27 protein-coding genes are annotated in these 25,170 nt (G+C 63.2%); 13 read left to right on the forward strand and 14 right to left on the reverse strand.

Translation table 11 applies throughout. The features are described 5' to 3' along the window. The first annotated feature begins 108 nt into the window (after nucleotides 1-108). The 5 genes from ftsE to ACO08C_RS04890 are packed head-to-tail and all read left to right on the forward strand — an operon-like array spanning nucleotide 109 to nucleotide 4,040. Nucleotides 109-753 carry a cell division ATP-binding protein FtsE gene (ftsE, locus tag ACO08C_RS04870; RefSeq protein WP_421787975.1) on the forward strand — a complete coding sequence of 215 codons (645 nt, stop codon included), beginning with the start codon at nucleotides 109-111 and terminating at the stop codon, nucleotides 751-753. Continuing rightward, entirely contained in the window at nucleotides 750-1,664 is a 915-nt protein-coding gene (locus ACO08C_RS04875) for a cell division protein FtsX (protein ID WP_421787977.1), read from the forward strand. Before ftsE ends, ACO08C_RS04875 begins: the two co-directional genes overlap by 4 nt. 21 nt (nucleotides 1,665-1,685) lie before the next feature. Then, nucleotides 1,686-2,288: a YdcF family protein gene (locus ACO08C_RS04880; RefSeq protein WP_421787978.1), complete on the forward strand. Its 603-nt coding sequence runs from the start codon at nucleotides 1,686-1,688 to the stop codon at nucleotides 2,286-2,288. Then, nucleotides 2,285-3,016: a lysophospholipid acyltransferase family protein gene (locus ACO08C_RS04885; RefSeq protein ID WP_421787980.1), complete on the forward strand. Its 732-nt coding sequence runs from the start codon at nucleotides 2,285-2,287 to the stop codon at nucleotides 3,014-3,016. Before ACO08C_RS04880 ends, ACO08C_RS04885 begins: the two co-directional genes overlap by 4 nt. A gap of 22 nt (nucleotides 3,017-3,038) precedes the next feature. Next, nucleotides 3,039-4,040: a DUF2125 domain-containing protein gene (locus ACO08C_RS04890; RefSeq protein ID WP_421787981.1), complete on the forward strand. Its 1,002-nt coding sequence runs from the start codon at nucleotides 3,039-3,041 to the stop codon at nucleotides 4,038-4,040. Here the strand turns inward: ACO08C_RS04890 and hisC are convergent. Together hisC and ACO08C_RS04900 are read right to left on the reverse strand one after the other, a co-directional pair. Next, nucleotides 4,037-5,122 (reverse strand): histidinol-phosphate transaminase, encoded by a 1,086-nt coding sequence (gene hisC / locus ACO08C_RS04895; protein WP_421787983.1) that lies wholly within the window; start codon nucleotides 5,120-5,122, stop codon nucleotides 4,037-4,039. The genes ACO08C_RS04890 and hisC overlap by 4 nt on opposite strands. A 1-nt stretch (nucleotide 5,123) precedes the next feature. Further along, a complete protein-coding gene (locus ACO08C_RS04900; RefSeq protein WP_421787985.1) occupies nucleotides 5,124-5,882 on the reverse strand; it encodes a class I SAM-dependent methyltransferase in 759 nt (252 codons plus the stop codon). Nucleotides 5,883-5,964: 82 nt separating this feature from the next. On the opposite strand from ACO08C_RS04900, the gene gloB reads away from it, so the two are divergent. Next, a complete protein-coding gene (gloB, locus tag ACO08C_RS04905) occupies nucleotides 5,965-6,735 on the forward strand; it encodes a hydroxyacylglutathione hydrolase (RefSeq protein WP_421787987.1) in 771 nt (256 codons plus the stop codon). After that, a complete protein-coding gene (locus ACO08C_RS04910; RefSeq protein WP_421787989.1) occupies nucleotides 6,732-7,157 on the forward strand; it encodes a cupin domain-containing protein in 426 nt (141 codons plus the stop codon). Before gloB ends, ACO08C_RS04910 begins: the two co-directional genes overlap by 4 nt. Here the strand turns inward: ACO08C_RS04910 and ACO08C_RS04915 are convergent. After that, a complete protein-coding gene (locus ACO08C_RS04915) occupies nucleotides 7,139-7,879 on the reverse strand; it encodes a DUF4908 domain-containing protein (protein WP_421787991.1) in 741 nt (246 codons plus the stop codon). The genes ACO08C_RS04910 and ACO08C_RS04915 overlap by 19 nt on opposite strands. Nucleotides 7,880-7,925: 46 nt before the next feature. Next, nucleotides 7,926-8,654, reverse strand: a complete 729-nt coding sequence (gene phbB / locus ACO08C_RS04920; RefSeq protein WP_421787993.1) for an acetoacetyl-CoA reductase — start codon at nucleotides 8,652-8,654, stop codon at nucleotides 7,926-7,928. Nucleotides 8,655-8,813: 159 nt separating this feature from the next. On the opposite strand from phbB, the gene phaR reads away from it, so the two are divergent. Both phaR and ACO08C_RS04930 read left to right on the forward strand, forming a co-directional pair. Beyond that, nucleotides 8,814-9,401 (forward strand): polyhydroxyalkanoate synthesis repressor PhaR, encoded by a 588-nt coding sequence (phaR, locus tag ACO08C_RS04925; RefSeq protein WP_421787995.1) that lies wholly within the window; start codon nucleotides 8,814-8,816, stop codon nucleotides 9,399-9,401. A gap of 126 nt (nucleotides 9,402-9,527) precedes the next feature. Next, nucleotides 9,528-9,839, forward strand: a complete 312-nt coding sequence (locus ACO08C_RS04930; protein WP_421787997.1) for a hypothetical protein — start codon at nucleotides 9,528-9,530, stop codon at nucleotides 9,837-9,839. A 92-nt stretch (nucleotides 9,840-9,931) separates the two neighbouring features. Here the strand turns inward: ACO08C_RS04930 and ACO08C_RS04935 are convergent, their stop codons facing one another. Together ACO08C_RS04935 and ACO08C_RS04940 are read right to left on the reverse strand one after the other, a co-directional pair. Then, entirely contained in the window at nucleotides 9,932-10,435 is a 504-nt protein-coding gene (locus ACO08C_RS04935; RefSeq protein WP_421787998.1) for a hypothetical protein, read from the reverse strand. A 12-nt stretch (nucleotides 10,436-10,447) separates the two neighbouring features. Further along, nucleotides 10,448-11,179 carry a glycosyltransferase family 2 protein gene (locus tag ACO08C_RS04940; RefSeq protein ID WP_421788000.1) on the reverse strand — a complete coding sequence of 244 codons (732 nt, stop codon included), beginning with the start codon at nucleotides 11,177-11,179 and terminating at the stop codon, nucleotides 10,448-10,450. 109 nt (nucleotides 11,180-11,288) lie between these two features. On the opposite strand from ACO08C_RS04940, the gene ACO08C_RS04945 reads away from it, so the two are divergent. Both ACO08C_RS04945 and ACO08C_RS04950 read left to right on the forward strand, forming a co-directional pair. Continuing rightward, nucleotides 11,289-12,932: an ArnT family glycosyltransferase gene (locus ACO08C_RS04945; RefSeq protein ID WP_421788001.1), complete on the forward strand. Its 1,644-nt coding sequence runs from the start codon at nucleotides 11,289-11,291 to the stop codon at nucleotides 12,930-12,932. Nucleotides 12,933-12,937: 5 nt separating this feature from the next. Beyond that, nucleotides 12,938-13,837, forward strand: coding sequence for a hydroxymethylglutaryl-CoA lyase (locus ACO08C_RS04950; protein WP_421788002.1), 900 nt, complete (start codon nucleotides 12,938-12,940; stop codon nucleotides 13,835-13,837). On the opposite strand, the gene ACO08C_RS04955 is transcribed toward ACO08C_RS04950, so the two are convergent. From ACO08C_RS04955 to cysS, 6 genes are all read right to left on the reverse strand, one after another. Continuing rightward, nucleotides 13,834-14,679: a glycosyltransferase family 2 protein gene (locus tag ACO08C_RS04955; protein WP_421788004.1), complete on the reverse strand. Its 846-nt coding sequence runs from the start codon at nucleotides 14,677-14,679 to the stop codon at nucleotides 13,834-13,836. The two genes, ACO08C_RS04950 and ACO08C_RS04955, sit on opposite strands and share 4 nt — an antisense overlap. Beyond that, nucleotides 14,676-15,902 carry an O-antigen ligase family protein gene (locus ACO08C_RS04960; RefSeq protein ID WP_421788006.1) on the reverse strand — a complete coding sequence of 409 codons (1,227 nt, stop codon included), beginning with the start codon at nucleotides 15,900-15,902 and terminating at the stop codon, nucleotides 14,676-14,678. Before ACO08C_RS04960 ends, ACO08C_RS04955 begins: the two co-directional genes overlap by 4 nt. A gap of 7 nt (nucleotides 15,903-15,909) precedes the next feature. After that, nucleotides 15,910-17,841, reverse strand: coding sequence for a threonine--tRNA ligase (thrS, locus tag ACO08C_RS04965; protein WP_421788008.1), 1,932 nt, complete (start codon nucleotides 17,839-17,841; stop codon nucleotides 15,910-15,912). Next, nucleotides 17,838-18,188 (reverse strand): membrane protein insertion efficiency factor YidD, encoded by a 351-nt coding sequence (gene yidD, locus ACO08C_RS04970; protein WP_421788009.1) that lies wholly within the window; start codon nucleotides 18,186-18,188, stop codon nucleotides 17,838-17,840. Before yidD ends, thrS begins: the two co-directional genes overlap by 4 nt. 116 nt (nucleotides 18,189-18,304) lie before the next feature. After that, nucleotides 18,305-18,754: an iron-sulfur cluster assembly scaffold protein gene (locus ACO08C_RS04975; RefSeq protein ID WP_421788653.1), complete on the reverse strand. Its 450-nt coding sequence runs from the start codon at nucleotides 18,752-18,754 to the stop codon at nucleotides 18,305-18,307. A gap of 618 nt (nucleotides 18,755-19,372) precedes the next feature. Next, nucleotides 19,373-20,746 carry a cysteine--tRNA ligase gene (cysS, locus tag ACO08C_RS04980; protein ID WP_421788011.1) on the reverse strand — a complete coding sequence of 458 codons (1,374 nt, stop codon included), beginning with the start codon at nucleotides 20,744-20,746 and terminating at the stop codon, nucleotides 19,373-19,375. A 222-nt stretch (nucleotides 20,747-20,968) separates the two neighbouring features. Between cysS and folE the strand changes: the two genes are divergently transcribed. Both folE and ACO08C_RS04990 read left to right on the forward strand, forming a co-directional pair. After that, on the forward strand, nucleotides 20,969-21,586 hold the full coding sequence (gene folE / locus ACO08C_RS04985; RefSeq protein WP_421788654.1) for a GTP cyclohydrolase I FolE: 618 nt from the start codon (nucleotides 20,969-20,971) through the stop codon (nucleotides 21,584-21,586). 444 nt (nucleotides 21,587-22,030) lie between these two features. Next, the gene (locus ACO08C_RS04990; protein ID WP_421788013.1) at nucleotides 22,031-23,023 is read left to right on the forward strand and encodes an RluA family pseudouridine synthase; all 993 of its coding nucleotides are present in this window, start codon (nucleotides 22,031-22,033) and stop codon (nucleotides 23,021-23,023) included. 544 nt (nucleotides 23,024-23,567) lie between these two features. Here the strand turns inward: ACO08C_RS04990 and ACO08C_RS04995 are convergent. Further along, a complete protein-coding gene (locus tag ACO08C_RS04995; RefSeq protein WP_421788015.1) occupies nucleotides 23,568-24,338 on the reverse strand; it encodes a hypothetical protein in 771 nt (256 codons plus the stop codon). Nucleotides 24,339-24,479: 141 nt separating this feature from the next. Next, on the reverse strand, nucleotides 24,480-25,127 hold the full coding sequence (locus ACO08C_RS05000; RefSeq protein ID WP_421788017.1) for a TetR/AcrR family transcriptional regulator: 648 nt from the start codon (nucleotides 25,125-25,127) through the stop codon (nucleotides 24,480-24,482). Nucleotides 25,128-25,170 lie beyond the last annotated feature (43 nt).

The following is a 25,170-nucleotide window of genomic DNA, read 5'->3' on the forward strand; positions in this document are numbered from 1 at the left end:
TCACCGCTTGATGCAGCCTCGGCTGCGGGAAATACTTTGACAGAAACTGGCGCGAACCCCTTTCCACAAAGTGAATCCGAGGTGATTGTCCGCTTCGAGACTGTCGGCATGCGCTACGGGCGGGGGCCGGAAATCCTGAAGGATGTCTCATTCGCGCTCGATCGCGGCAGTTTTACCTTCCTGACCGGACCGTCGGGCGCCGGAAAAACCTCGCTGCTCCGCCTGATATACATGGCCCATAAGGCATCGCGCGGTGTGGTCGAACATTTCGGCCACGATACCGCCGCCTTGCGCCGCAAGGACCTGCCGGATCTGCGGCGGCGGATCGGTGTTGTGTTCCAGGAATTCCGCATGCTCGATCATTTGAGCGTGTTCGAGAATGTCGCCCTGCCCCTGCGGGTCGCTGGACAGAAGCGGTCGAGTTACGCCGAGGACGTGGCCGAACTGATTAGCTGGGTCGGGCTCGCGCATCACATGGACTCGCGCCCCGCCACACTGTCCGGGGGCGAACAGCAGCGCGTGGCGATCGCCCGGGCCGTCGTCAACCAGCCGGAATTGCTGATCGCGGACGAGCCGACCGGCAATGTCGATCCCGACATGGCGCGGCGGTTGCTAAGGCTGTTCATCGAGCTCAACCGGCTCGGCACGACCGTGCTGATCGCAACGCACGATTTAACGCTGGTACGGGCGCTCGATGCGCCCGTGATGTCGCTCGCCGACGGCCGGCTGACCTATCGGGAGCGCGCAGCGTGACCGGCGAGACCTCCGCCATTCCCGCGCCGCCCGCCGGGCGCAATCCGGCGCTGCTGCCGCCGGATTCGGGCCGTGACCGTCCCTTGTTCGCGGTGGCGGCCATTCTGGTTTTCCTGGCCTGTCTCGCCGCGCTGGGCGCGCGCGGCGCCTGGACGTCCAGCGAACGCTGGATGGCCGACCTTGAAGGCTCCCTGACAGTCCAGATCCGTCCGGCCGAAGGCCGCGATGCCGCAAGCGATGCCAGCCGGGCCGCCGACTTGATCGCGGATCTGCCCGGCGTGGCGTCGGCGACGGCCCGTGACCGGGCCGCGTCGGAGGCGCTGCTTGAACCCTGGTTCGGTTCCGGCGGATTGCCGGCAGACCTTCCGGTCCCCCTATTGATTGATGTGCAGCTTGCCGATCCCGCCGTCTTGCCCGCCGAGGATATTGCGGATGCGCTGGCCGAAGCCGGCATCGCGGCCGACATCGACGATCACGGCCGCTGGAGCGATGCGGTGGCGCGTGCCGGCCAGCTGGCCCGCCTGCTGGCGATCGGGCTGCTGGTGCTGATCCTCGGCGCGGCGGCGGCCGTCATTGCCTTTGCAGCGCGGGCGTCACTGGCGGCGCGGCAGGATGTTGCCGACGCGCTGCATATTGTCGGTGCGACAGACGGCTATATCGCCGGTCTTTTTCAGCGGCGTTTTTTCGGCTTGGGCGTGAAAGCCGGTCTGGCCGGCGCGGTGTTTGCTGCCCTGATTGCGATTCTGGTTGCGGTCGGCGGACGTCACGCCGATACGCTCTATTTCCTGCCGGGACTGATTTTTGCTCCTTTCGATATCGCAGCGCTGGTTTCAGCGCCGGTTCTCGCGGGAGGTGTTGCGGCACTGTCGGCGCGGCTGGCGGTCACAGAGGAATTGCGCAAGCGTTGGTGAACAAGAAGGGACGATACCGCCATGACGCGTAAGCGTGTGGACAGTGGAAGCTGGTTTTCCGGCCTCGCCTTCCTGATCGTGTTTGGCGTTCTGGCCGGGTTTGCCGGCTATGCCGGACATGTTTCAGCGCTTGATCCGCCGGCTGAACTCGAGGCGGACGGGATTATCGTGCTGACCGGCGGCGAAGGCCGGTTGCAGCGCGCGGTCGCGCTGCTGGAAGACGGTGCCGGCCGGCGGCTCCTTGTATCCGGCGTCAATCCCGCGGTGACGGCCAACGAGTTGCGCAACAGTGCGGACATCGATGCCGACCTGTTTTCCTGCTGTATCGATCTGGGCCGCGAGGCGACCGACACGGTCGGCAATGCGCGCGAAGCGCTGGAATGGGCCGACACGCACGGCTTCGACCGCATCATCATCGTGACGTCGGATTATCACATCCCCCGCTCCATCCTCGAATTGCGCGCCTTGATGCCGGAACGCACATTGATTGCATTTCCGGTGGCGTCTCCGCGGCCCTGGGAAAACGCCACGGCCGCACGGCGCTGGGTCCTTGAATATCTCAAATTCGCCGCGGTCTTCCTGCGGGAGCTGGCCCGCGGCGCCTTTGCAGGAGCACCGGAATGAAATCTGTCGGCCTGCTCACCATCGTGAGGTCCCTGCTGTTCGTGCTTTGGATGTATGGGTCGATGGTGATCGTCGGGATCGCCGTTATCTGGTTTCTGGTGATGCCGCGCAGCTGGTCGCGGGCGGCCTTCCGCTTCTGGCTGGCGCTGGTATTTGGCGGGCTGAAAGTGATCTGCGGCCAGAGCTATGAAGTGCGCGGCCGGGAGAATCTGCCCGAAGGCGGCGCGCTGATCGCCTCACGCCATGAGAGCATGCTGGAAACCCAGGCGTTCTGGCAGATCCTCGACGATCCGGCGATCATCCTGAAAAAGGAGCTCGCCTGGCTGCCCTTTTTCGGATGGTTCGCGATCAAGCTCGGTAATATCGTGGTGGATCGTGGAGCGGCCGCCAAAGCGATGCGCAAAATGCTGCGGGATGCGCGCAGCCGCGCAGAGGACGGACGGCAAATCCTGATCTTTCCGGAAGGCACGCGTATGGAGCCCGGTCAATTCACCGAGCTGAAGCCTGGCGTTGCCGGGCTCTACAGCGCCATGAATGTGCCTTGCGTGCCTGTGGCACTGGATACAGGCGACTATTGGGCCGGGCGCGGGATCGTGCGGCGCCCGGGCCGGGCCGTGATCCAGTTTCTGGAACCGATCGCGCCAGGATTGTCACGCGACGTCTTCATGGAAACGCTACAATCGCGTATTGAACACGGCACGCGCGAATTGCGCGCCAACCGGCTCTAGCGCCGACCAATCAGGAAGTCCCATGCCCAAGCGTTTCACGTTTCCCGTTCTGGCCATCGTGGTCGCATTACTGATCTATACCGCTTACTGGTTCTATGCGCGGGGCCAAATCGTGGAGTATGTCGAGGCGTGGGAGGCCGAGCAGCGGGCCGCCGGCTTCCAGATCGAACACAGTGAATTGCGCATTGGCGGATTTCCTTACCGGTTCTCGGTCACCACGGACTCGCTCGTGGTCCGCGCGCCGGAAAGCGAGGGCGGGTGGCGCCTGGCGCTCGACCGGTTCGAGGCCAACGCCCTGCCTTATGATTTCGAGCACTGGATCGTGTCGTTGGGCGACCGGCTGGAGCTTTCCGCCGATGGCGACGGTCTGGCATTCGCCGCCGATCAGGCGCGGTTCAGTTTTTCGGGTGAAGGCGGTGTGACCCAGCGCATCGGCGCCAGTGTCGAAGCGCTCGCGATCTCCGGGATCGGCAATACGGTTCCAGCCGTGCAATCTGCTGCCGAGATGCGATTGAGCGCCGCGACCAGCGAAACCGGCGAGCTGGCCGTTCAGCTTCAGCTTGACGATGTCATCCTGGATCCCGGCGAGATCGATCCGATTCTGGCGCGGTCTTTTGGCGACCGGATCGCACTCCTCCAGGCCGCCTTCACCGTGTCGCAATGGCCGACGCTGGCCAATTCCGCGGATTTGTCGATCTGGTCAGAAGCGTCCGGCGAATACACGCTGCGCGCCTTTCATATCGATTGGGGCCGGCTCGACATGGAAGCCGAGGGTCAGATCGCGCTCGATGCGCAATTGCGGCCGACCGGACGGATCAGTCTGAGCCTGCTTGATCCGGAGGCGATCGTCGATGCCATGATCGAGACCGGCGCGATCTCGCAGGAAAATGCCGGCGCGATGCGCCTCGTCGCCCAATCAGCGCCGCGCTCCGAGGACGGCACGGCGATCCCGCTGTCATTCCGCAATGGCGGTGTGTATTTCGGCCCGGTCCGGCTGGGCGATACGGGCCCGATCCTGTTCTAGCGCATGAACTCGGCGAGCGCGTCCGCGATCTTTCGGTTGTCGTCGTCGAGCCCGATGGTGATCCGCAAGGCGTTCGGCAGACCGTAGGCGGCGACCGGCCGCACGATCAGGCCGCGCTTCGTCAGGAAGGCGTCCGCGTCGGCGGCTGTCTTGCCTTCGGTCTCCGGGAAATGCACGAGCACGAAATTGCCGACGCTTGGGGTGACGTCCAGGCCCAGCCCGCACAGTTGTTGGCGCATGAAGGCCAGTCCCCGACGGTTATGCTCAGCCGAGCGGCGCTGGAAATCTGTATCGTTGATGGCCGCGATGCCCGCCTCGATAGCCGGCAGGTTCACATTGAACGGCCCGCGGACACGATTGAGCACATCGATGATTGACTTGTCGGCATAAGCCCAACCCAATCGCAATGCGGCGAGGCCGTGGATTTTCGAGAAGGTGCGCGTCACCACGACATTGTCGTATTCGCGCGCCAGATCGAAGGCGGTCTCATAATCCGGCTCGTCGACATATTCGGCATAGGCCTCATCGACCACCAGCAAAGTCGTTTCCGGCAGCGCTTCGCGCAGGCGGCGGATTTCCGCGTGGGAGACATAGGTGCCGGTCGGATTGTTGGGATTGGCAATGAAAACGATCCGCGCATCGTCGCCTGCGGTTTCGATCACGGCATCGATATTGGTGGTGTAGTCCGTCTCCGGCGCGCTAAGTAGCTTGGCTCCCGACTGCATCGCGACCAGCCGGTAAACGAGGAAGCCGTATTGCGATTGCACGACCTTGTCGCCCGGCGCGAGATAGGCGCGGCCGAGCAGTTGCAGCAACTCATCCGAACCGGTGCCGCAGACGATGCGGTCGGCGTCGAGCCCATTGGCAGCGGCAATGGCCGCGCGCAGCCGTGTCGCACCGCCATCGGGATAGAGGTTGAGCTTTTTCGACGAGGCTTCGAAGGCCGAACGGGCGGCCGGCGAACAGCCCATCGGATTTTCGTTGGACGAGAGTTTCACCGGGTTGGCGATTCCGGGAGCATCTGCGGCACCGGGTTTGTAGGGTTTGATATCCAGAATGCCGGGGCGCGGTTGCAGCGTCATGTCATCGTTCCTCTCGCCGGGTTTGGCGAGGAGATAGCGCGGGGGCGGGGGCCCCTTCAAGCCCAGGAAGCCGCACGCGCACCGGCCGCACGCGGCGCGGCGTGAGCGCTCCGGTATTCTTGACCGCTTCGGTGAGGATCAGGCCACCAAAGCGTGGCGCAATTTTCTCACCGAGACGCTCCCAGCCGAGCGCGCGGTCGCCCTTGCATGCCCATTTCCAGGGTGGTGCGAACAGAGCGCGCGACCAGGCGGTCGGCGTAAAGGCGGCGTCCGTCAGCAATCGCGTAAGCTGACCGCGGGAGAATGGGCGGCCATGCCCGAACGGTGTTGATTCGACCCGCGCCCAGAGGCCGGCACGGTTGGGTGCGATCAGTGCCACACGGCCTTGTGGAGCGGTGATCCGCCATAGCTCGCGCAACAGATGGGCCGGGGCGTGCGATTCTTCGAGCGCGTGAACCAGCAGCACGCGATCGAACATCGCATCGCGGAAGGGCAGCTGGGTTTCTTCGCCCAGCGTGGTGCAGGACGGCCCCTCGCCCGGCCACCGGACCGCGCCCTGCTCGGCGGGCATGAAGGCGAGCCGCCGGCGTGCCGGCTGTCCCCATCCCTGCAACAAGGGCGGACCATAGCCGATGGCCAGGACATCCAGGCCGTCGAGACTGGGCCAAAGGGCCTGAAGACGGCGGGCGATCATGGCGCTGGCGGCGCGGCCCTGGTCGGTCTGATAGAATTGATCGATCTGAAGCGCGTCTGTGCGCATCGGGCGGTTTCCAATCGGGTTGCGGACATGCCAGTCTGGCCGCTCTAGGCTAACAGCCCGTTGGAACAAGGAAACGGTTTTGATGCGTCCACTCGAAATCCGGCAGTTTCCCTGCCTGTCGGACAATTACGGTTTTCTGGTGCACGATCCCGAGAGCGGCGAGACGGCGGCCATCGATACGCCGGACGCGGACGCCTATCTGGCCGCGGCCGAAGCGGCCGGCTGGACGATCACCCAGATCTGGAACACGCATCACCACTTCGACCATGCCGGCGGCAATGCCGCGCTGAAAGCCGCGACCGGAGCAAAAATCACTGCACCGGCCTATGACCGCCATCGCATCGATGCCGTCGATCGCTGGGTCGAGGAGGGCGACGAGGTGAGGCTGGGCGATCATGTCGCCGACGTGCGGTACACGCCCGGGCACACGATGGGACATGTCGTCTATCACTTTGCATCAGACGGGATTGCCTTTGTCGGCGACACGTTGTTCGCCCTGGGTTGCGGCCGGTTGTTCGAGGGCTGCCCGGCGGACATGTGGCAGAGCCTGTCGCGGCTGCGCGGCTGGCCGGACGATACGGTGATCTATTGTGCGCACGAATACACGCAGGCGAATGCGGCCTTCGCGCTAAGTGTCGATCCGGAGAATCGGGCGCTCAAGCGCTACGCAGAAGAAGTCGACGCGCGCCGGGCCATGGACCAGCCGACCATTCCGACGACGCTTGGCATAGAGAAAGCGGCGAACCCTTTCCTGCGTGCCGATGATACCGGGCTGGCCCGCTCGGTTGGGCTGGCCGGGGCCGACCCGGTCGCTGTGTTTGCCGAAGTCCGGGCGCGGAAGGACCGGTTTTGACGGCCGAGGAGATCATCAAGGCGCTCGGCCTTGCGCCGCACCCGGAAGGCGGCTGGTTTCGCGAGACGTTCCGGGACCGCGAGCGCGAAGGCCGCGCGGCCTCGACAGCGATTTATTTTCTGTTGGCGCGCGGACAGCGTTCGCACTGGCACCGTGTTGACGCGACAGAAAGCTGGCACTGGTATGCGGGCAGCCCGCTGCGATTAAGCGTTCACGACAACGGCGTGCTGACCGAACACGATCTGGGGCCCGAACTTGCCACGGGTCAGCGGCCGCAGGCGGTTGTTCCCGCCCATGCGTGGCAGAGCGCGGAAAGCCGCGGTGACTGGACGTTGGTCGGCTGCACGGTGGCACCGGGTTTTGAGTTTGAGGGATTCGAGCTCGCGCCGGAGGGCTGGTCGCCTCAGGACGGTGTCTCGTAAGCGACAAGGTAGCGGGCGATGCGCGTCGAGGACGGGCGTCCGGCAAAGCCGGCCAGCGGGTTAACGCGAAGTGTGAACAGGTCGTCGGCAACCGTCAGGCCGACATGCTCCGACGGCGCGATCTTCAATCGCTGCATGAAATCCAGCGTCGCGCCGGCAGCACGGGCGCGTTCAATACCGGCGACCGCGAGAGTGATGGCGTCGACCATCAACCCCAACCCGTCGCGCGGTGCAGCGCCGTATTCGACCTGCACCGGCCGACCCATGATCGCGGCCAGTTCTTGTGCGGCTTGGGCCGATCGCTCACGCAGCGCATCGACATCGGCCGACGGGACGGTGATGGCGCGCGCGGGTTCCCAGAGCTCGGCGATCACGCCATTCGGCTGGTCTTCCGGATAATAGGTGACCGCGCCAATCGAGGAGACGCGGATGATCTCATCGCCCCAATCGGTCTCGAATCCGGTGCCCCCATTCGGCGCCCGGCGCGGTAAAAGGGCGAGCACTTCTCCACTGTCGAGCGGCTGAAGCAGCCAGATCTCGTTGGTCCGGTCGAGGACAAAGCCGCGGCGGCCGTCCTGCCGGTGAAACTCGGCCACGTCCGGCACTTCGCTGCGGCGGTTGCGCCGTGTGCGCAACGGATTGTCGGCACCGGCCCAAGCCGAGGGGGCGCCGTAAACCGTGCCGGACAGCATGGCCGCGAGGAGGAGTCTGCGTGTTATCATTGGCGCCTGAATGCCCGCCCAGAAGGGCGAAATTAGGGCGCGCCTGTTAGCCCGAGACGTATTGACCGCCATTTGCTGCCAGCGTCGCGCCGGTCACAAAACCAGCCTCGTCGCTGCACAGATAGACCACAGCGGCGCCGATTTCCTCGGCCTTGCCCAAGCGGTTGACCGGTATGCCGGCGATGATGCCCTGCAGCACATTCTCCGGAACGGCGGCGACCATGTCAGTGTCGATATAGCCCGGCGCCACGCAGTTCACGGTAATGCCCTTGCGCGCCGTTTCCTGGGCGAGCGCCTTGGTGAATCCGATCACGCCGGCCTTGGCGGCGGAATAGTTGACCTGGCCCATCTGGCCTTTCTGACCGTTGATCGAGGAAATGTTGACGACGCGGCCAAACCCGCTTTCGCGCATACCGTCGATAACCGGGCGGGTCATGTTGAACAGCGAGGTCAGATCGACGCGGATGACGTCATTCCACTGTTCCGGCGTCATCTTGTGGAACATGCCGTCGCGGGTGATGCCGGCATTGTTGACCAGCACTTCAAGCGGCCCGCCTTGCGCTTTGGCGACCGCGTCGAGGCCGGCCACACACGCGTCGTAATTGCCGACATCCCATTTGAAGACCGGTATCCCGGTTTCGTCGCTGAATGCCTTCGCCGTCTCGTCATTGCCGGCATAGTTGGCAGCGACATCGTATCCGGCTGCCTTCAGCTTCATCGAGATGGCCGCCCCGATTCCGCGCGTGCCGCCCGTTACCAACGCTCTGCGTCCCATTGTGTCCCCCATCCGGTTAGGTCTTGTTATTCCTGCAGTTGCGTGACGCACTTGCAGCAATCGTCAAGGAAAGCAATTATCCCCGCTAATCGCTTTGCGCCTGTTCGCCTCTGCGGCGTATAGCAGCGTGCGCAAGCCTTTTAAAGGAGTTCGCCGGTCATGAGTAAAAATGAAAATGCTGCGGACGCCATCGTCATCAAAAAGTATGCAAACCGGCGGCTTTATGACACCTCGACCAGCCAGTATGTGACGCTGGAATATGTCCGCAAGCTGGTAAAGGACGGCACCGATTTCACGGTGGTCGATGCGAAATCCGGCGAGGACCTGACGCATGGCGTCTTGAGCCAGATCATCTTCGAGGAAGAAGCGCGCGGTGAAAACCTTTTGCCGCTGCCCTTCCTGCGTCAGCTCATCCAGTATTATGATGACAGCCTGCAGGCCGTCGTCCCGAGCTATCTCCAGGCGACGATGGAAGCGTTCGCGCAGCAGCAGGAAGCCATGCGCGAGCGGATCGCCGGTTCCATGCAATCACCGCAGGCGATGATGGACGCCTTCCAGGAACAGACCCGCCGCAATATGGAGATGTTCGGCCAGGCCATGCAGATGTTCAATCCGTATCTGGCTGGCGATGAGGCGGCGGAAAAGACTGCTGACAGCAGCCATGGCGAAGACAGCGCCGAGATCAAGGCAATGCGGGCCGAGCTGGATGCGATGCGTGCTAAGATCGACAAGCTGTCCGGCGGCTGACTGTCTCAATTCGTTACGAATGTCTTAACGGCTTCCTCCCGATCGGGCGGGATCGGCCCGTTTTGCGCCTGAATTACGGTTAATTGGGTCTTAATGGCTGGCATCGGCCTTGCGGTGACAAAGGCCATGACAACGATTCGTGGCCTCCTGACCTATGTCCCGACCCGCAACGGTTCCCGCGTTGCGCCGGTCAGCGCGGCCGCGACATCACAGGACCGGCCGCCGCGGCGCGATCTCCCGTCTCCCTCTGCCGTCCCGCCAGAGGCACGCCACACCAATGAGACGCTGGTTTCCGCGGCGGCTGCCTATGAATTGTCAGCGCAGCCGCGGCGGCGCGGGCTCAAGGCCGATATGGGCGAGCGTGCCCGCTATCATCGCGCCTATGCCCGTCCCGCCCACATGCAAACGCCGCCCCCGGCCTGGGAGCGGCGTGCATGAGCCGTTTCGGAAAAATCCAGCGCCGCTTGGCGGTCACGCTCGACGTGACGATAGCCGCCGCGCTCCTCTTCCTGTTGGCCTAAGCGGCAGCCTTATTCGGCCACTGCCAGGTCGCGGCGGGCCGCGACGATGGTGATGATGAAGCCGGCCAAGGTATCGATCAGCGTCATCGACATCAGGATGAAGAAGACCGAGGTCGCGAAAGAGCCGACCAGCAGAAACAGCGCCAGACAGATCACGAAGACCAGCATGGACAGGCCATGATTCATAATCGTGGCGGTGCCAGACCCGGCCGCCTTCACGGTTTCGATGAACAGGAAGATGAGGCCGAGGATGATAAGAATATCGCCGAGGCTCAGATTCCATTGCTCGCCCGAGACCATGGTCAGGCTGAACAGGACAGATGATACAGCTTCCTGGCCGCCGATCAGGGCGACAATCGAATAGATGATCACCGGAATGACCATCAACGGGAAAATATTGAACAAGGCTCCACCCCCTCTTGTTTGGCCGTCTTCACCGGCCGCGCGGCGTTCGCGCGCGCGGCGGCTGGCCATCATGCCGAGGAAAAACCCCTGATCGCCACCATTGGCCATAAGACACTCCCTCTATAACTCGTCCGCCCCCCCGGCGTTGCGCGCGCGGGAGTTCAGCCACATGACTCCTAGCATGTCAGACAATGAGGCGAAAAGCCGACCAAAGTTCGTATATTTCGATTTTCCCGCGCCGCGTGGCCGATGGCCCACATCGCGAAACTCCGCGAGATAGCCTTCGCGCTTGAACAATGCATAGAGAAATCGGTGCTGGTGATCGAAATAGGGCAAGTCGAGATAGGCGCTACGGTAGAAGGCCTTGAGCCCGCACCCGGTGTCATCGGCATCATCGCGCAGAAGCGCTTTGCGGATGCCATTTCCAAGCCGTGATGCGAACTTCTTCCAGGCGGAATCCTGGCGCTGTGTGCGCCTGCCCCCGACCACGGCGAGCCTTTCTGGTGCGTCTTTGCGGCTTAGCGCATCAATCAACGCAGGCAAATCGGCGGGCGGATTCTGACCGTCGCCATCCATGGTGCCGATGATCCGTCCGCGGGCGGCCAGGATTCCGGTGCGCAAGGACCGCGACTGGCCGGCATTGTGGCTGTGGGCCAGCACGCGAAGCGCCGGAAACCGCGTCTTGGCTGCCACCAGTTCGGCTTGCGTGCCGTCGGTGGAGCAATCGTCGACGAAGATCATTTCATAGTGGCGGCCGTCGAGCGCCTCGGCGATTTCCGCCGCCAGGCCCGTCACATTCCCGGCTTCGTTGTGGGCCGGCACGACGACGGAAATGTCTGGATTATCGGTCATTCGCGCATCCGTTCTGGCGGCGCCAGTTTGCGGACGGGCGCCGACCCGTTACATACCTGATTTCGAACAGGGTGCGAGGCGTTTCTCCACCCGCGAACGGACGCGTTGAATGGCGGACCTCATTTCCGGACCCCGGGCCTGGTGGATCATTGCGGTGCTCGCCGCGCTGGCGGCGCTGGCCGGCGTGTTTACCATCCAGCCGCTCGACCGCGACGAGGCGCGTTACGCGCAGGCCACCGCCCAGATGCTGGAAACCGGCGATTTCATTGACATCCGTTTCCAGGAGGATGCGCGGCACAAGAAGCCGGTCGGGATCTACTGGATGCAGGCGGTGACCGTCGGCCTCCTCTCCGATGCGGGAGACCGCGCGATCTGGGCTTACCGCCTGCCATCGGTTTTGGGCGCCATACTGGCCGCCCTCGGATGTTTCTGGGCCGGTCTAAGGCTGATGAGCCGGGAAGCGGCGTTCGCTGCTGCGGCCATGCTGGCGGTATCATCGCTGCTTGCGGCGGAAGGCGGAATTGCCAAGACCGATGCCATGCTGGCCGGCGTCACAACGTTGGCGATGGCCGCGCTGGTGCAATTGCGCCATGGCGGCGGCAAGCGTGCGGCGCTCGTTTTCTGGGCGATGTTGGGCATCGGCGTGCTGGTGAAGGGGCCGATCACGCCGATGGTGGCGGGTTTGACGGCGGCCGCGTTGATCGTCTGGGAGCGGCGCATCGACTGGCTCAAGCCGCTTTTCTACTGGCCCGGGCCGGTCCTGGCGGCATTGATCGTTTTGCCCTGGCTGATCGCGATCGAGCTGGCGACCGGCGGCAATTTTCTGCGCGGCGCCTTCCTTGAAGACCTGATGCCCAAATTGTCATCGGGCGATGAAGGCCATGGCGGCTGGCCCGGCTATCACCTTCTGCTCTTGCCGCTCCTGTCGCTTCCAATCGTTTTCTTTCTGGTGCCGGGTCTCCATCGCGCAATCGGCGATTTGCGCTCGCAAGCGCAGGCCGATACCGCGCGTTTCCTGCTCGCCTGGCTCATTCCAGCCTGGATCGTGTTTGAGCTGATGCCGACAAAGCTGCCGCACTATCCGCTTCCGGTCTATCCGGCGCTGGCGCTGATTGCCGGTCTGGGATGGGCGCATTATCGCGATGCTCCGCGCTGGACGCGATGGAGCTCCCTGCTCCTGGGCCTGGCCGGGACGGCAGGCTTTGCGGCGCTGCTCGTACTGGCGCCCGCGAATTTCGACGGGGCTGTGATCGCCGGCGTGCTGGCGGCTGCTGTTTTCGCCGTGATCGTGCTGGGCGTATGCGTGGAATTATGGCGGTTGCGGGCGGACAGTGCCCTGATATTGGCGGTGATGGCCGGCCTTGGCGGGCATTACCTGTTGCGCGGTGTCATCGTGCCCAGCCTTCCTGCGCTTGATCTCTCGCAACGCGCGGCGGCGGTTGTTGCGGAAATGACCGCGGATCAGGCGGCCTCGGTGCCGGTTTATTCGAGCCATACCGAGCCAAGCCTGGTGTTCGCGCTGGGCACGCACACCCGGCTGGTCACGTTTGACGCGCTGTCTGACGCAATTTCCCAGGCCGAAGGCCCGGTGATTTCGATCGAGGATACGGCACGGTCCGGATCCGATCCCGTTGCGCTTTCTCGCCTCGAAACCCAAATTTGTGCGCGGCAGGAAATTGCCGGATACAATTATTCACGCGGGGAAGCGACCGTGCTGATCGTTCGGATGCACCATTGCGAGCCAGGAGGCTGAACCCGATGCCACGTGCCATTGAAATCGTTGAAGTGGGCCCGCGCGACGGGTTGCAGAACGATCCCGTACTGATGCCGACGGAGGTCAAGATCGAGTTGGTCGAGCGCCTGATCGATGCCGGTGTGAGACGGATGGAGGCGGCCAGCTTCGTGCACCCCAAGCTGGTGCCCGCCATGGCCGATTCGGATACGGTCATGTCGCGTGTGCCGCGCGACAAGGGCGTCAAATATATCGGGCTGGCGCTGAACGAGCGCGGCATGCGGCGGGCGCTCGAAGCGAAGTGCGATGAGGTCAACTATGTGATGGTCGCGTCAGAGGGCTTCGGCAAGCGCAATCAGAACGCCACGCCGGAGGAAAGCGCAGACCTGTTCGACCGCATTGCGGTGTTGGCGCATGACGACGGCGTGCCCGTTTCGGTGACGATCTCGGTGGCGTTCGGCGATCCGTTCGACGGCGAGGTTCCGGTTGGCACCGTGGCGATGTTGGCGAAACGTGCGGCGGCTGCGGGCGCCATTGAAATCGCGCTGGGCGATACGATCGGCGTGGCCAATCCGTGGGATGTCCGGGCCCGGATCGATGCCGTGCGCCATGTCGCGCCCGATGTGCGGCTGCGGATGCATTTTCACAATACGCGCAATACCGCGCTGGCGAATGTCCATGCCGCTGTCGAAGGCGGTGTCGATGTCATCGACGCTTCGGTAGGCGGGATTGGCGGGTGTCCATTTGCGCCAAAGGCCACCGGCAATGTCGCGACCGAAGATGTCGTCTACATGCTGGAGCGCGCCGGTTTCGACACCGGGCTGGATCTGGGAAAGCTGATCGAGACGGCGAAATGGCTCGAGACCGAGGGGCTGAAGCACCCGGTCGAGTCCATGCTGTCCAAAGCCGGCGGGTTTCCGGCCTAGCGTTCGCGCATCTGGCGCCAGAGCGCGCGGCCCATAATGGCCGCGAAGAGCAGCGGCGTGACAAGCAACAGGACAAGCCGGTCCCAAGCACCGCCGAATTTCCAGAAATAGCGGAAAAAACTCTTCGCTTTCAGCCATTCGACGGCGAGCGGCCGCGCCGCGCTTGTGCTGCCGACATGATGTACAATGGCGCCGGGCACGAACCAGACGCGCGCCGCGCGGCGGCACAGATCGATATCCTCGACATGAAGGAAGAAGGATTCGTCGAATCCGCCGAGGGCTTCAAAGCCGCTCCGCCTGATGAGGAACGCGGCGCCGGACACCGCTGCGACTTCGATCGCGCGGTCCGGAACGGCTTCGGTCTCCATGCCGAAGGGCTTCGCCAATCCCAGCGCGGCCAGACCCGAAAATGTGGCGATGGCGCGCCAGAGTGTCAGGTCACGGCGGCGCGCGCCGCGCTGTTCGGATCCGTCGGGATTCAAGACACGCGCACCCGCGAGGGCGGTTGGCGGCTCGTCCCGCAGCGTTTTCATCAGGTGGGCGGCAGCGCCGGTTTCGGGCTCGGCATCCGGGTTGATGAAAAACAGCCATTCGCCGGCTGCGTCCTTCGCACCGAGATTGCAGCCCTTCCCGAAACCGAGATTGGCGTCGGTCCGCAAGACTTTGAGCCGGGGCTCGCGTTTCGAGAGCGCGTCGATGCGCTCGCGATCGGCCGCCGGATTTTCATGATCGACCAGGACAAGTTCGGCGATCTGCGGATCGGCCAGGACGGCCCGTAGGGCGTCCATCAGCACCGGACCGGTTCGCCAGCTCACCATGATCGCGGAAATGGATCCGGTCATCGGTGTGGCCTCGGCCGCGCCGACAGGAAGCTGGCGCCGGCCATGGCTACGGCAAGGCCGGCGATATGCCATTCCTGCCAGACGCCGTAGCTAAAGAAGATGAAGCAGAAATAGGAGACCGCCACCCAGGCGATGGCCGCGGCCTGCAAGCGCGACAGATAGCGGGCGCCGGCAATACGTCCGCCCAGCATGACAAGGGTGAAGGCCAACAAAATGGAACCGAAAGCACCGGTTTCCAGCCAGACCTGGATCGGCGCATTGTGCGGGTGCAGCGGCAAGAGCTGATGTTCCAGCCCGCGCATCACCTCCACGTCGTCGATGACCCGCGAGGCATCCAGGCCGCGGCCCAGCCATGGCCGTTCGGACAACAGGGTTCCGGCGAATTCCCAAATGGAGAGGCGCGCTTCCCAGGATAAGGGCAGCATGGCGACGATCCGCTCGGGCAGGTTGGCGGCGACCGGCGGCAGGATCAGCGGCGTAACCACGAAGGACCCGGCGATCATTCCGAAGATCGCCGACAGGGCCCCGCGCGGCCAGTAATAGGCGAGAACGGCGCCGCCCATTCCCGCCAGGAAAGCGATGAAATTGATCGCCATGTCAAAGCCGAGCGTGGCCATGCCGGTGATCGCCAGCAAAAGCAGTCCGATCAGCGGGCCGCCCTCGCGCCAGGCCAGCGCGGCCGCGGGGCCGGTGAACAGTACGATGAGCAAGACGCCGTGGCCCAGGCTGCGGGCGACTTCGAACTGAACGGCGGGATCGGAAATGTCGACATTCGCGACATCCGCCTTGTAGGACGTCGTGACGTCGCCGCCATTGACGAATTCGGCGAACAGATAGAGCGCCGCGAAAAACGCCATAAAAAAGAAGGCGGCTTCGACGCGCGCTTTCCAGCGTCCTTCGAGCTTGGCGATGGCAAAGGCGAAGGCGGCATAGAGCGGCACGCCGGCGATGAGCTTGATCGCCTGATCCGGACGGTCATAGGGCGACCAGGTCCAGCTCAAGGCGGCCCAGGCGACAAACAGCGTGCCCAGCAGGGCTTCCCAGGGTGGATCCTTGCGCAGGTCGAACACGGCCGCGAACGGAAAGGCGATGATCCCGCCGAGGGCGACAAAGGGCGGCAGGGGGAGGCCGCCGGAAATGGCAGCCAGCCCTGAAAAAACCATCATGATGGCCGCTGTGATTCCGGCTCGGGCATGGCCCTTATCGGCTACAGCGGCCGTCATGCCGGCGTCAGCTCCGCTTCAGGTCGGGCGGGGTGGCAGACTCCGCCAGCCGGGCGGCGGCGTCGTCGAGCCCGAGGATTTCCTGCTGCTTATTGCCTTCGCCGAGATGGCGCAGGGCGACCTTGCGGTTTTCGGCTTCTTTCATGCCGACGACCGCGATCACCGGCACCTTGCCGACCGAATGTTCGCGGACCTTGTAGTTGATCTTCTCGTTGCGCAGATCTGTCTTCACGCGAAGCCCCGCCTTCTTCAGCGTTTCCGCGACTTCGAGCGCATAATCGTCCGCTTCTGACGTGATGGTCGCCACGACGACCTGGAGCGGTGCCAGCCAGAGCGGAAACTTGCCCGAATAGTTCTCGATCAGAATGCCGATGAAGCGCTCGAAGGAGCCGAGGATGGCCCGGTGGAGCATGACCGGCCGGTGGCGGTCATTGTCCTCGCCGATGAATTCGGCATCGAGCCGGTCCGGCAATACGAAATCGACCTGCAGCGTGCCACACTGCCAGTCGCGGCCGATGGCATCGCGCAGCACAAACTCCAGCTTGGGCCCGTAAAAGGCGCCCTCGCCCGGGTTGAGGATCATTTCGACGCCGGCGGCCTTGGTGGCATCCATCAACGCCTTCTCCGCCTTGTCCCACGTCTCGTCGGACCCGGCGCGCGTTTCCGGCCGGTCGGAGAATTTGACGATGAAATCCTCGAAGCCGAGATCGGCATAGACCGAGTTCAAGAGCTCGATGAAGGCCGCCGTCTCGCTCTCGATCTGGCTTTCCAGGCAGAAGATGTGGGCATCGTCCTGGACGAAGCCGCGCACCCGCATCAGCCCGTGCAGCGCCCCGGACGGTTCATAGCGCGAGCAGGAGCCGAATTCGGCCATGCGCAGTGGCAGGTCGCGATAGGATTTCTGGCCGGAGCGAAAGATCTGCACGTGTGCCGGGCAGTTCATCGGCTTCAAGGCTAGGACTTCGCCATCCTCCGTCTGCGCCGTGAACATGTTTTCGCGGAACTTGTCCCAGTGACCGGATTCTTCCCACAGCTTGCGGTCGATGAGGACAGGCGTCTTGACCTCCTCATAGCCGGCATCTTCGAGCCGGCGGCGCATGTAGGATTCCAGCGTCCGGTAGAGCGTCCAGCCCTTGTCGTGCCAGAAGACCTGGCCGCGCGCCTCTTCCTGCATGTGGAAGAGGTCCATTTGTTTGCCGACCTTGCGGTGGTCGCGCTTTTCGGCTTCCTCGATGCGCAACAGGTGCGCCCTGAGCTGTTTTTCGTCCGCCCAGGCCGTGCCGTAGATGCGTTGCAGCATGGCATTGCGGTGATCGCCGCGCCAATAGGCGCCGGCCACCTTCATCAGCTTGAACGCCTTGCCGATCCGGCCCGTCGAGGGCAGGTGCGGGCCGCGGCAGAGGTCGATCCAGTCGCCCTGACGGTAGATTGTGATGACCTCGTCTTCGGGCAGATCGCTGATCAGCTCGGCCTTGTAGTCCTCGCCGATGCTCTTGAAATGGGCGATCGCCTCGTCGCGATCCCAGACCTCGCGTTCAAACGGCAGATCCCGGTCGACGATCTCGGTCATACGCTTCTCGATTGCCTCGAAATCCTCCGTCGAGAAGGGCTCTTCGCGGGCAAAATCGTAGTAGAAGCCGTCCTCGATCGCCGGGCCGATCGTGACCTGCGTGCCGGGGAACAGTTCCTGGACCGCCTGTGCCAGCACGTGCGCGGCATCGTGGCGGATAACCTCGAGGGCTTCCGGCATGTCGCGCGTGACCAGCTCGACGTTTGCGTCGCCTTCCAGCGGGCGCGTCAGATCCCATTCCCGGCCATCGACCTTGGCGATAATTGCTTTCTTGGCGAGCGATTTGGAGATGCCCTCGGCGAGGTCCATCGGGCTGGCGCCCTCGGGAAGTTCCCGGACCGCGCCATCGGGCAGCGTTACGTTAATCATCTGTCTTCGTCCTGTGGTTCGGACCGGCCGTTTGAAGGGTTCCTAGCCGCTTCGTGCGGATGGCGAAAGCGGTGAAGCGCCCACCAAGGCACTTCTTGCAGTTTCTCTGGAGCCGGATCATAGCCGTGCGTGCCGCCGGGGCGGCATCTTGCAATGCGCCCGAGCGTCAGCCAGAGGCCGCGCCAAGCGCCCTGCTTGCGCACGCAATCGGCACCATATTCCGAGCAGGTCGGTTCGTGGCGGCAGCGCACGCCCAGCGCATAGAAGACGGGCGAGAGCGTGTAGCGATAGACACGCACGCCCGCGATCAATATCGCGCTGAAGGGTCGGAACTCGGCCTTGCTCATTAAAATGATCCTGACCACCGGAAACAGTCAGCCGGTTGTTTACGTTGAGAGTGTCGGAATTGGAAATTTCCGGACCGGCGGTTGCTGGCTGCCGGCAAGTGCAGCCGCCCCCGGCCCTAGCCGGTCGCGGTGGTCAGTGTCGTGGTGCTGCTGGCCTGTGCGCAGGCCTCGGCGGCGGCCTCGAACGCGAGCCGGATCGAGGCATGGCGGGCCGGATAGTCGCGGGCGCTCTCCAGCGCAGCGAGGCCGGCGAAACGTCCGTCGGGCGCCGGCGCGCCCTTCAGCATGGCGGCAAGCGCATCACGGGCGGCGACGATCTCGTCAATCGAAGCGCCGATGGCATGGGCGCCCAGCACGGAGGCCGAGGCCTGGCCAAGGGCACAGGCTTTTACTTCAAGCCCGATGTCGGCAATACGATCGCCATCCAGGCGCACGCTCACCTCCACCGCCGACCCGCACAGCCGGGAAACCCGGCGCGCGGAGCCGTCGGCGCGGTCGAGCCGGCCGATATGCGGAATCTCCGCGGCGAGACGCAAAATCCCGCTGGAATAGAGCGCGTCATTCATGGGGGCGTGGATATAAGGGAATTGTGGCAGAAGTGCTAGCGGGGGTGTGGTTTTGAGCATCCGCACATTCCCCTCCCCTTGATGGGGAGGGTCGGCGATCCGGCAGGATCGGCGGGGTGGGGTGACTAATTTCACGGCAAAGCCCCCCACCCCTACCCCTCCCCACAAGGGGGAGGGGAGTCGGTATTTGTCCTTTTGTGATCTTCGTGCCCTCGTCATCCCGGGGCGCGCGCCAGCGCGAACCCGGGACCCATGCCGTGATGTCAACAGTCCGGAATGGGTCCCGGATCAGGCTGCGCCTGTCCGGGATGACGAGAGTTTGGGCTGAAATAGCGTCGGGTCCCGTTCAAACCCCTCACCCTCGAAAGTCGTCCATTGTCATGGCCGACTTTCTCTGCCCTCTCCCCTTCCAAAGGGGAGAGGAGAAGAGCGCGAGCCTGCGAAGCCGCGAGCGATCCGGGTGAGGCGTTCGGTTTCGGTGGGTGTAGCAACTTCTCCCCCCGTTTACGGGGGGAGTGTCGCGGAGCGACGAGGGGGGCATAGGCAGCGCGAGCCCCCTCCGTCTCCCACTCCGTTCGAGACACCTCCCCCGTAAACAGGGGAGGATACCGAACGCCCCTACCCCAGCCGCCAGGTCGAGCCTTCCGGCCCGTCCTCGACCTTGATGTTGCGGGCGACGAGTTCGTCGCGGAGCGCGTCGGCCTTGGCGAAATCCTTCGCCTTGCGGGCCGCGGTGCGGTCGGCAATGAGCTGGTCGATTTCGGCACGCTCGGTCTCGGACAGGCTGTCAATGCCGAACCAGGCATCCGGCGAGCCTTCGAGCAGCCCCAGCGCCCGGCCACCGGCGAGCAGCGCGCCCGCAGCTTTCGACCGGTCTGCGTCATTCTCGGCGCGGTTCGCCTCACCCGCCAGCGCAAACAGGGCGGCGAGCGCCTTGGGCGTGTTGAGATCGTCGGCGAGCGCCGCTTCGACGCTGTCCGGCACCTCACCGGGTTCGGCGCTGATGCGGCGCAAAACGCCATACAGGCGATCGAGAGATTTCTGCGAGCGTTCCAGCAACGCGTCCGTCCAGTCGAGCGGCGCCCGGTAATGTCCGGTCAGCAAGGCATAGCGCAGCACTTCGCCGGGCCAGTGCTCGACGAGCTCGTGCACGAGTTTCACATTGCCGAGCGATTTCGACATCTTCTCGGCGTCCATCGACAGGAAGCCATTGTGCATCCAGTAGCGCGCCATGGTCTTCCCGCCATGCGCGCAAACCGATTGCGCGATCTCGTTTTCATGGTGCGGGAAGGTGAGATCGATGCCGCCGCCATGAATGTCGATGGTCTCGCCAAGATGCTTCTCGGTCATCGCCGAGCATTCGATATGCCAGCCCGGCCGGCCACGGCCCCAGGGGCTGTCCCAGCCCGGTTCGTCGTCCTTGGCGGGCTTCCACAGGACGAAATCGGCGGGGTCCTTCTTGTAGGGCGCGACCTCCACGCGGGCGCCGGCAATCATGTCGTCCATGTCGCGTTTCGACAGCGCGCCGTATTCGTCAAAGCTCTTCACCGAGAACAGGACATGGCCTTCCGCCACATAGGCATGGCCGCCCGCGACGAGCTTTTCGATCATCGCGATCATCTCGTCGATATGGTCGGTGGCGTAGGGTTCGATCGTCGGCAGGGACACGCCCACCGCGCCCATGTCGGCGCGGTAGATGTCGGCATATTTGCCGGTGATTTCCTGCATGGAGGCACCGGTCGCCTTCATCGCCTCGATGATCTTGTCTTCGACGTCGGTGATGTTGCGCGCATAGACGACATGGTTCTCGCCATAGATCCGCTTGAGCAAGCGGAACAGCACGTCGAAGACGACGGCCGGGCGGGCATTGCCGATATGGGCGTAGGAATAGACGGTCGGGCCACAGACATACATCGTCACCCGCTTGGGATCGCCGGGAATGAATTCCCGCTTCCTGCCCGTGAGCGTGTCGTGAAGATGTAAGCGGGTCATGTCAGACCGTCCTATCGTTTTGAACACAAAGCGTATAAAGTTGGCCCCGTCCCTATGGACGGCGCGCGAAGACGCCCTACATAGCGGTCTCGCACGACGTGCGAAACCGGAAGAACGCCGGGCGGCTGCTTAATCCCATCGTCCAGTACTTCGGTCCGGAAACCGGAACTACTCCGGCTGCGTACAGAGCCGGGACCCGAAAACGGAAGGATCATGAACGAGATGGACGCCCAAACTCCCGCCGAATTGCGCCCGGAAACCGCGACTCCGGCCCGTCCTAGCCGCGCGGAAGCCGAAGCGGCTGTGCGCACGCTGATCGCCTGGGCCGGCGACAATCCCAATCGCGAGGGGCTGATCGACACGCCCAAGCGTGTCGTCAAAGCTTATGAAGAATGGTTCTCGGGCTACAAGGCCAACCCCGCCAAGGAATTGTCGCGCACCTTCGAGGACGTGCAGGGCTATGACGACATGGTGATGCTCACCAATATCGATGTCGAAAGCCATTGCGAACACCATCTCGCGCCGATCATGGGCGTGGCCCATGTCGCCTATCTGCCGCGCAAGAATGTCGTCGGCATTTCCAAGATTGCGCGCGTGGTGGAGATCTTCTCCAAGCGCATGCAGACCCAGGAAACCATGACGGCGCAGATCGCCGACATCATCATGGAAGCCATGGATGCGCGCGGCGTCGCGGTGCTGATCGATGCCAAGCATCAGTGCATGACAACGCGCGGCGTGCACCATCCGAACGTATCGACTATCACCACGACCTTCGCCGGCGAATTCAAGTCCGATGACGAGCTGCGTGGCCGCTTCATGCAGATGGTCGAGAAGGCGTAATTGCAACTTAGTTGCTCGTGGGTCTCACAAGTTGTAATCTTCTAGTAGGGAGATACATCTATGAGAAACTTATTCATCGCTGTAGTGGGTGTAGCATTACTATTTACTACAGCCGGATTTGATGAGCCTCGCTCGGCGCGAGACGATCTTACACTTTATCGGTTCCAAACTGGGGTTCAGTGTGTTTCATCTTGGGTAATTCGAAATGATAACGACAGCAGGTCGATAGCCGCAACAATTAGGTTTCAGGTGTCGGGACAAAACGGTTTTCATATTGAAAGAGTCCGACTGGAGCCTGGCGATGAGCAAGATCTGGGTTTTGCTCAGGCCGGTTGTGGCCACCCAATGAGGACCGCTCGAATTACTGGAGCCCGATATACAAGTTAGTAGTTGATCGAATTCTGGTCGGCGTTTCTTTAGTATTTGGTACGTTTGGCTTTTCAAATGACCGCCCCCATCACTCTGATTGCCGAACAGAAGGGCCTTCGTCTCGACCGCTGGCTGGCGGACGAGATTGAGGAGTATTCGCGCTCGCGCCTGAAGGCGCTGATCGAGGAGGAACACCTTACCTGCAATGGCGAGGTGATGAGCAATCCCGCGCACAAGACGATCCGCGGGGCGGAATATGTGCTGAATGTGCCCGCGCCGGTCGCGGCCGATCCGGAACCCGAAGACATCCCGCTCGACGTGGTGTTCGAGGACGATCATCTGGTCATCGTCAACAAGCCGCACGCCATGGCTGTGCATCCCGCCGCCGGCAATTGGACGGGCACGCTGGTGCATGCGCTGTTGCATCACTGCGCCGGATCGCTGTCCGGCATTGGCGGGGTGGAGCGGCCGGGCATTGTGCACCGGCTCGACAAGGACACGTCGGGTCTCTTGGTCGCCGCCAAGGACGACAAGACCCATAACGGCCTCGCTGAACAATTTGCCGAGCACAGTGTGAAGCGGGCCTATATCGCCTTCACCCGATCCTCGCCCGAGCCGCGCGCCGGGCGCATCAAGACGCGCATTGCGCGCTCCGACCAGGACCGCAAGAAGATGGCGGTGGTCAATGATCCGCACAGCCTGGCCGGCAAGCTGGCGATCACGAATTATACCACGTTAGCGACCTATGGCCGCGAAGGCGGGGCGATGCTGGGCCGCGGGCTCGCCGCCAAGGTGGAATGCCGGCTGGAGACCGGACGCACGCATCAGATCCGCGTCCACATGGCGCATATCGGCTGTCCGCTCTTGGGCGATCCGGTCTATGGACGCGGGCGGGCACAGAAGCTGAAAGCGCTCGACGATGGCCGGGCGTTCAAGGATTTCCGGCGCCAGGCGCTGCACGCTTACGAGCTCGGCTTTGTGCATCCGGTGACCGGCGAGACGCTGCATTTCACGGCGGATCTGCCCAAGGACATGCAGCGCCTGGAGAAGTTTCTGGAGACGCTTTGAAGGCGTGCGTGGTTCGAGGCTTTCCTTCGGAAAGCACCTCACCATGAGGTCTGTATTTTTGCGGCGATTTTTCACCTCATCTTCAATCCTCGCCTCCCTCCGACTTGATCGGAGGGTCTCGTTTGAGGTGAGGTCCTCCGGTCAAGCCGGAGGATGACGGAGTGTTTAAACTTCGTCATCCCAACGAAAGTTGGGACCCAGAGCGGCGGTGATGGCAAGCCGACAGGCGCGCAATCTGCGCAACGACGAGGCTGGCGGCTGGTTAGCTCAGGACGTGCGGATTGCAATGACGCAACTTGGGCCCCGCTTTCGCGGGGATGACGTGTAAGAGACATGCGACGGATATCCGGCGAACACAGAAAGCCTTACAAGCCTTGCCAAGATTGTTTTCGGCGCCGGTTTTTCAGGTCAAGGGCGCAAAGGCGCCGCTTTGCGGTTTCTCCCTTGAGCTGAAAAACCGGCGCGAAAGACTGGCCGGCATGGAGTGTAAGGCGGGCCGTGGCCTCCCCCTCCCCACAAGTGGGAGGGGAAAGATGGCGCATGCTTAAGCCCCGTCGCCGAACATGAAGAGGAAGCCATTGACCTCGTGGCCGGCATCGTCCGGGAGCCAGAATTGGTGGTCCTGGCCGGCCGGGACGAAATAGGCATTGCCTTCTTCGATGATCAGATCGCGGCCATTGATCCGGCCGTGCGCCCAGCCTTCGCTGATGATGAAGAGCGAGGGGAAGGGATTGGTCTGTGAGTCCGGGTTCTCGTTGACGTGCTGGCCGGGGCGGACATTGAAGAAGCCGCTGCGGAAGCCGGGCTGGTAATAGAACACGCCGGTATAGGCGCCATGACTGATACGGGTGTGGTCGCGTCCGAACGGGATCACTTCCGGCTGGCCGCGATTCCAGAAATGGAAGGCGGTGCCAAGGAGATCCTCGAGAAAGCTTTCGGTCGGCTGGAAGCCTTCCATGACATCCATGTCGAGCGGTGCCGGATCGGTCGAGAATTCCTTGACCATGGCGGTGAGGCCCGACCATCGACCGCTGTGCACGGCATCGAGGGCCGCGGCATCGCCGTGAAAATAAAAGGTCGGTTCAGGCGGTTCGCCGGCGCGCAGTGCCGCCTGGCCCGGCGTGGCGGTGACGGTGAACCATCGATCGTCGATCCGGACGCCGAAGGATTGCGAACCGGTGACATAGGGATCGCTCGCATAGTCGGCGACGAAGTCCTGGAGCTGATCGCGGACGGGATCGTCCTGCGCGAAGGCTGCGGTGGCCAGCAGGCTGCCGGCCGCGGTGGAAAGGAGAATGCGTTTCACGAAGACCATGGGGTCCTCCCCTGATTGAGCGCCCCCAAGCGCTAACTAACCCAGTGTTTAGTTATTTTTCGCGAAAGATTGCAAGCTATTATTTTCAATAAGGAATATATATTTCAATTCTGCATCCAAACGAGATCGCAGGTGCATCTATTAGGGTTTGGCCGGTGTGCCGGGCGCCAGTCCCCGCGAAAGCATTTCGCCAAGGAATTCAGCGAATTCCTCCGGATCCGGATTGGAATAAGGCAGTCGCCCTTCCGCCTGCATGCCGTCGCGGAACGGCTTTGTGATGCGCAAGAAAACGAGCCCGCCGATGAGGGCGAGGTGAACCTGGTGCGGATCGGCCTCGCGGAAAACACCTGCGATCTGGCCGCGCTCGAGAATGGCGCGCGTCACCTGGAAATTCCTCGCCAGGCTGGCTGCTGCTTCCGGCCGCATTTGCTGTTCGCCGGAGAGATAATCCTGCACCAGCAAGCCCGGCAGAAAGGGCGCGGCTTCAAATCCGCGGGCCAGCGCGCGGGCGAAGGCCGGCAGACGCCGGTCCGCCGGTGCCGCGTCCAGCGCGTCGACATCGACCCGCGCCAAGAGGCGCGACACCCCATCGTCGAGAATGGCCTGGTAGAGGCCGGTCTTGGAGCCGAAATAGTAGGCGACCATCGCCTTGTTGAGGCCGGTCTCGGCGGCAATCATGTCGAGCGAGGTGGCGGCAAAACCCTTCTGTGCGAACAGTTTTGCGCCGGCCTCCATGAGCGCGGCGCGGGAGACTTCGGCATTACGGGGTTTCGGAGCGCGACGCGGCATGATGTGAGCTTGCCCCGGCCCGCGCGAGGGCGAAAGCCCATGG

It is taken from the genome of Hyphobacterium sp. (genome assembly GCF_965229905.1).
Lineage (GTDB): Bacteria > Pseudomonadota > Alphaproteobacteria > Caulobacterales > Maricaulaceae > Hyphobacterium.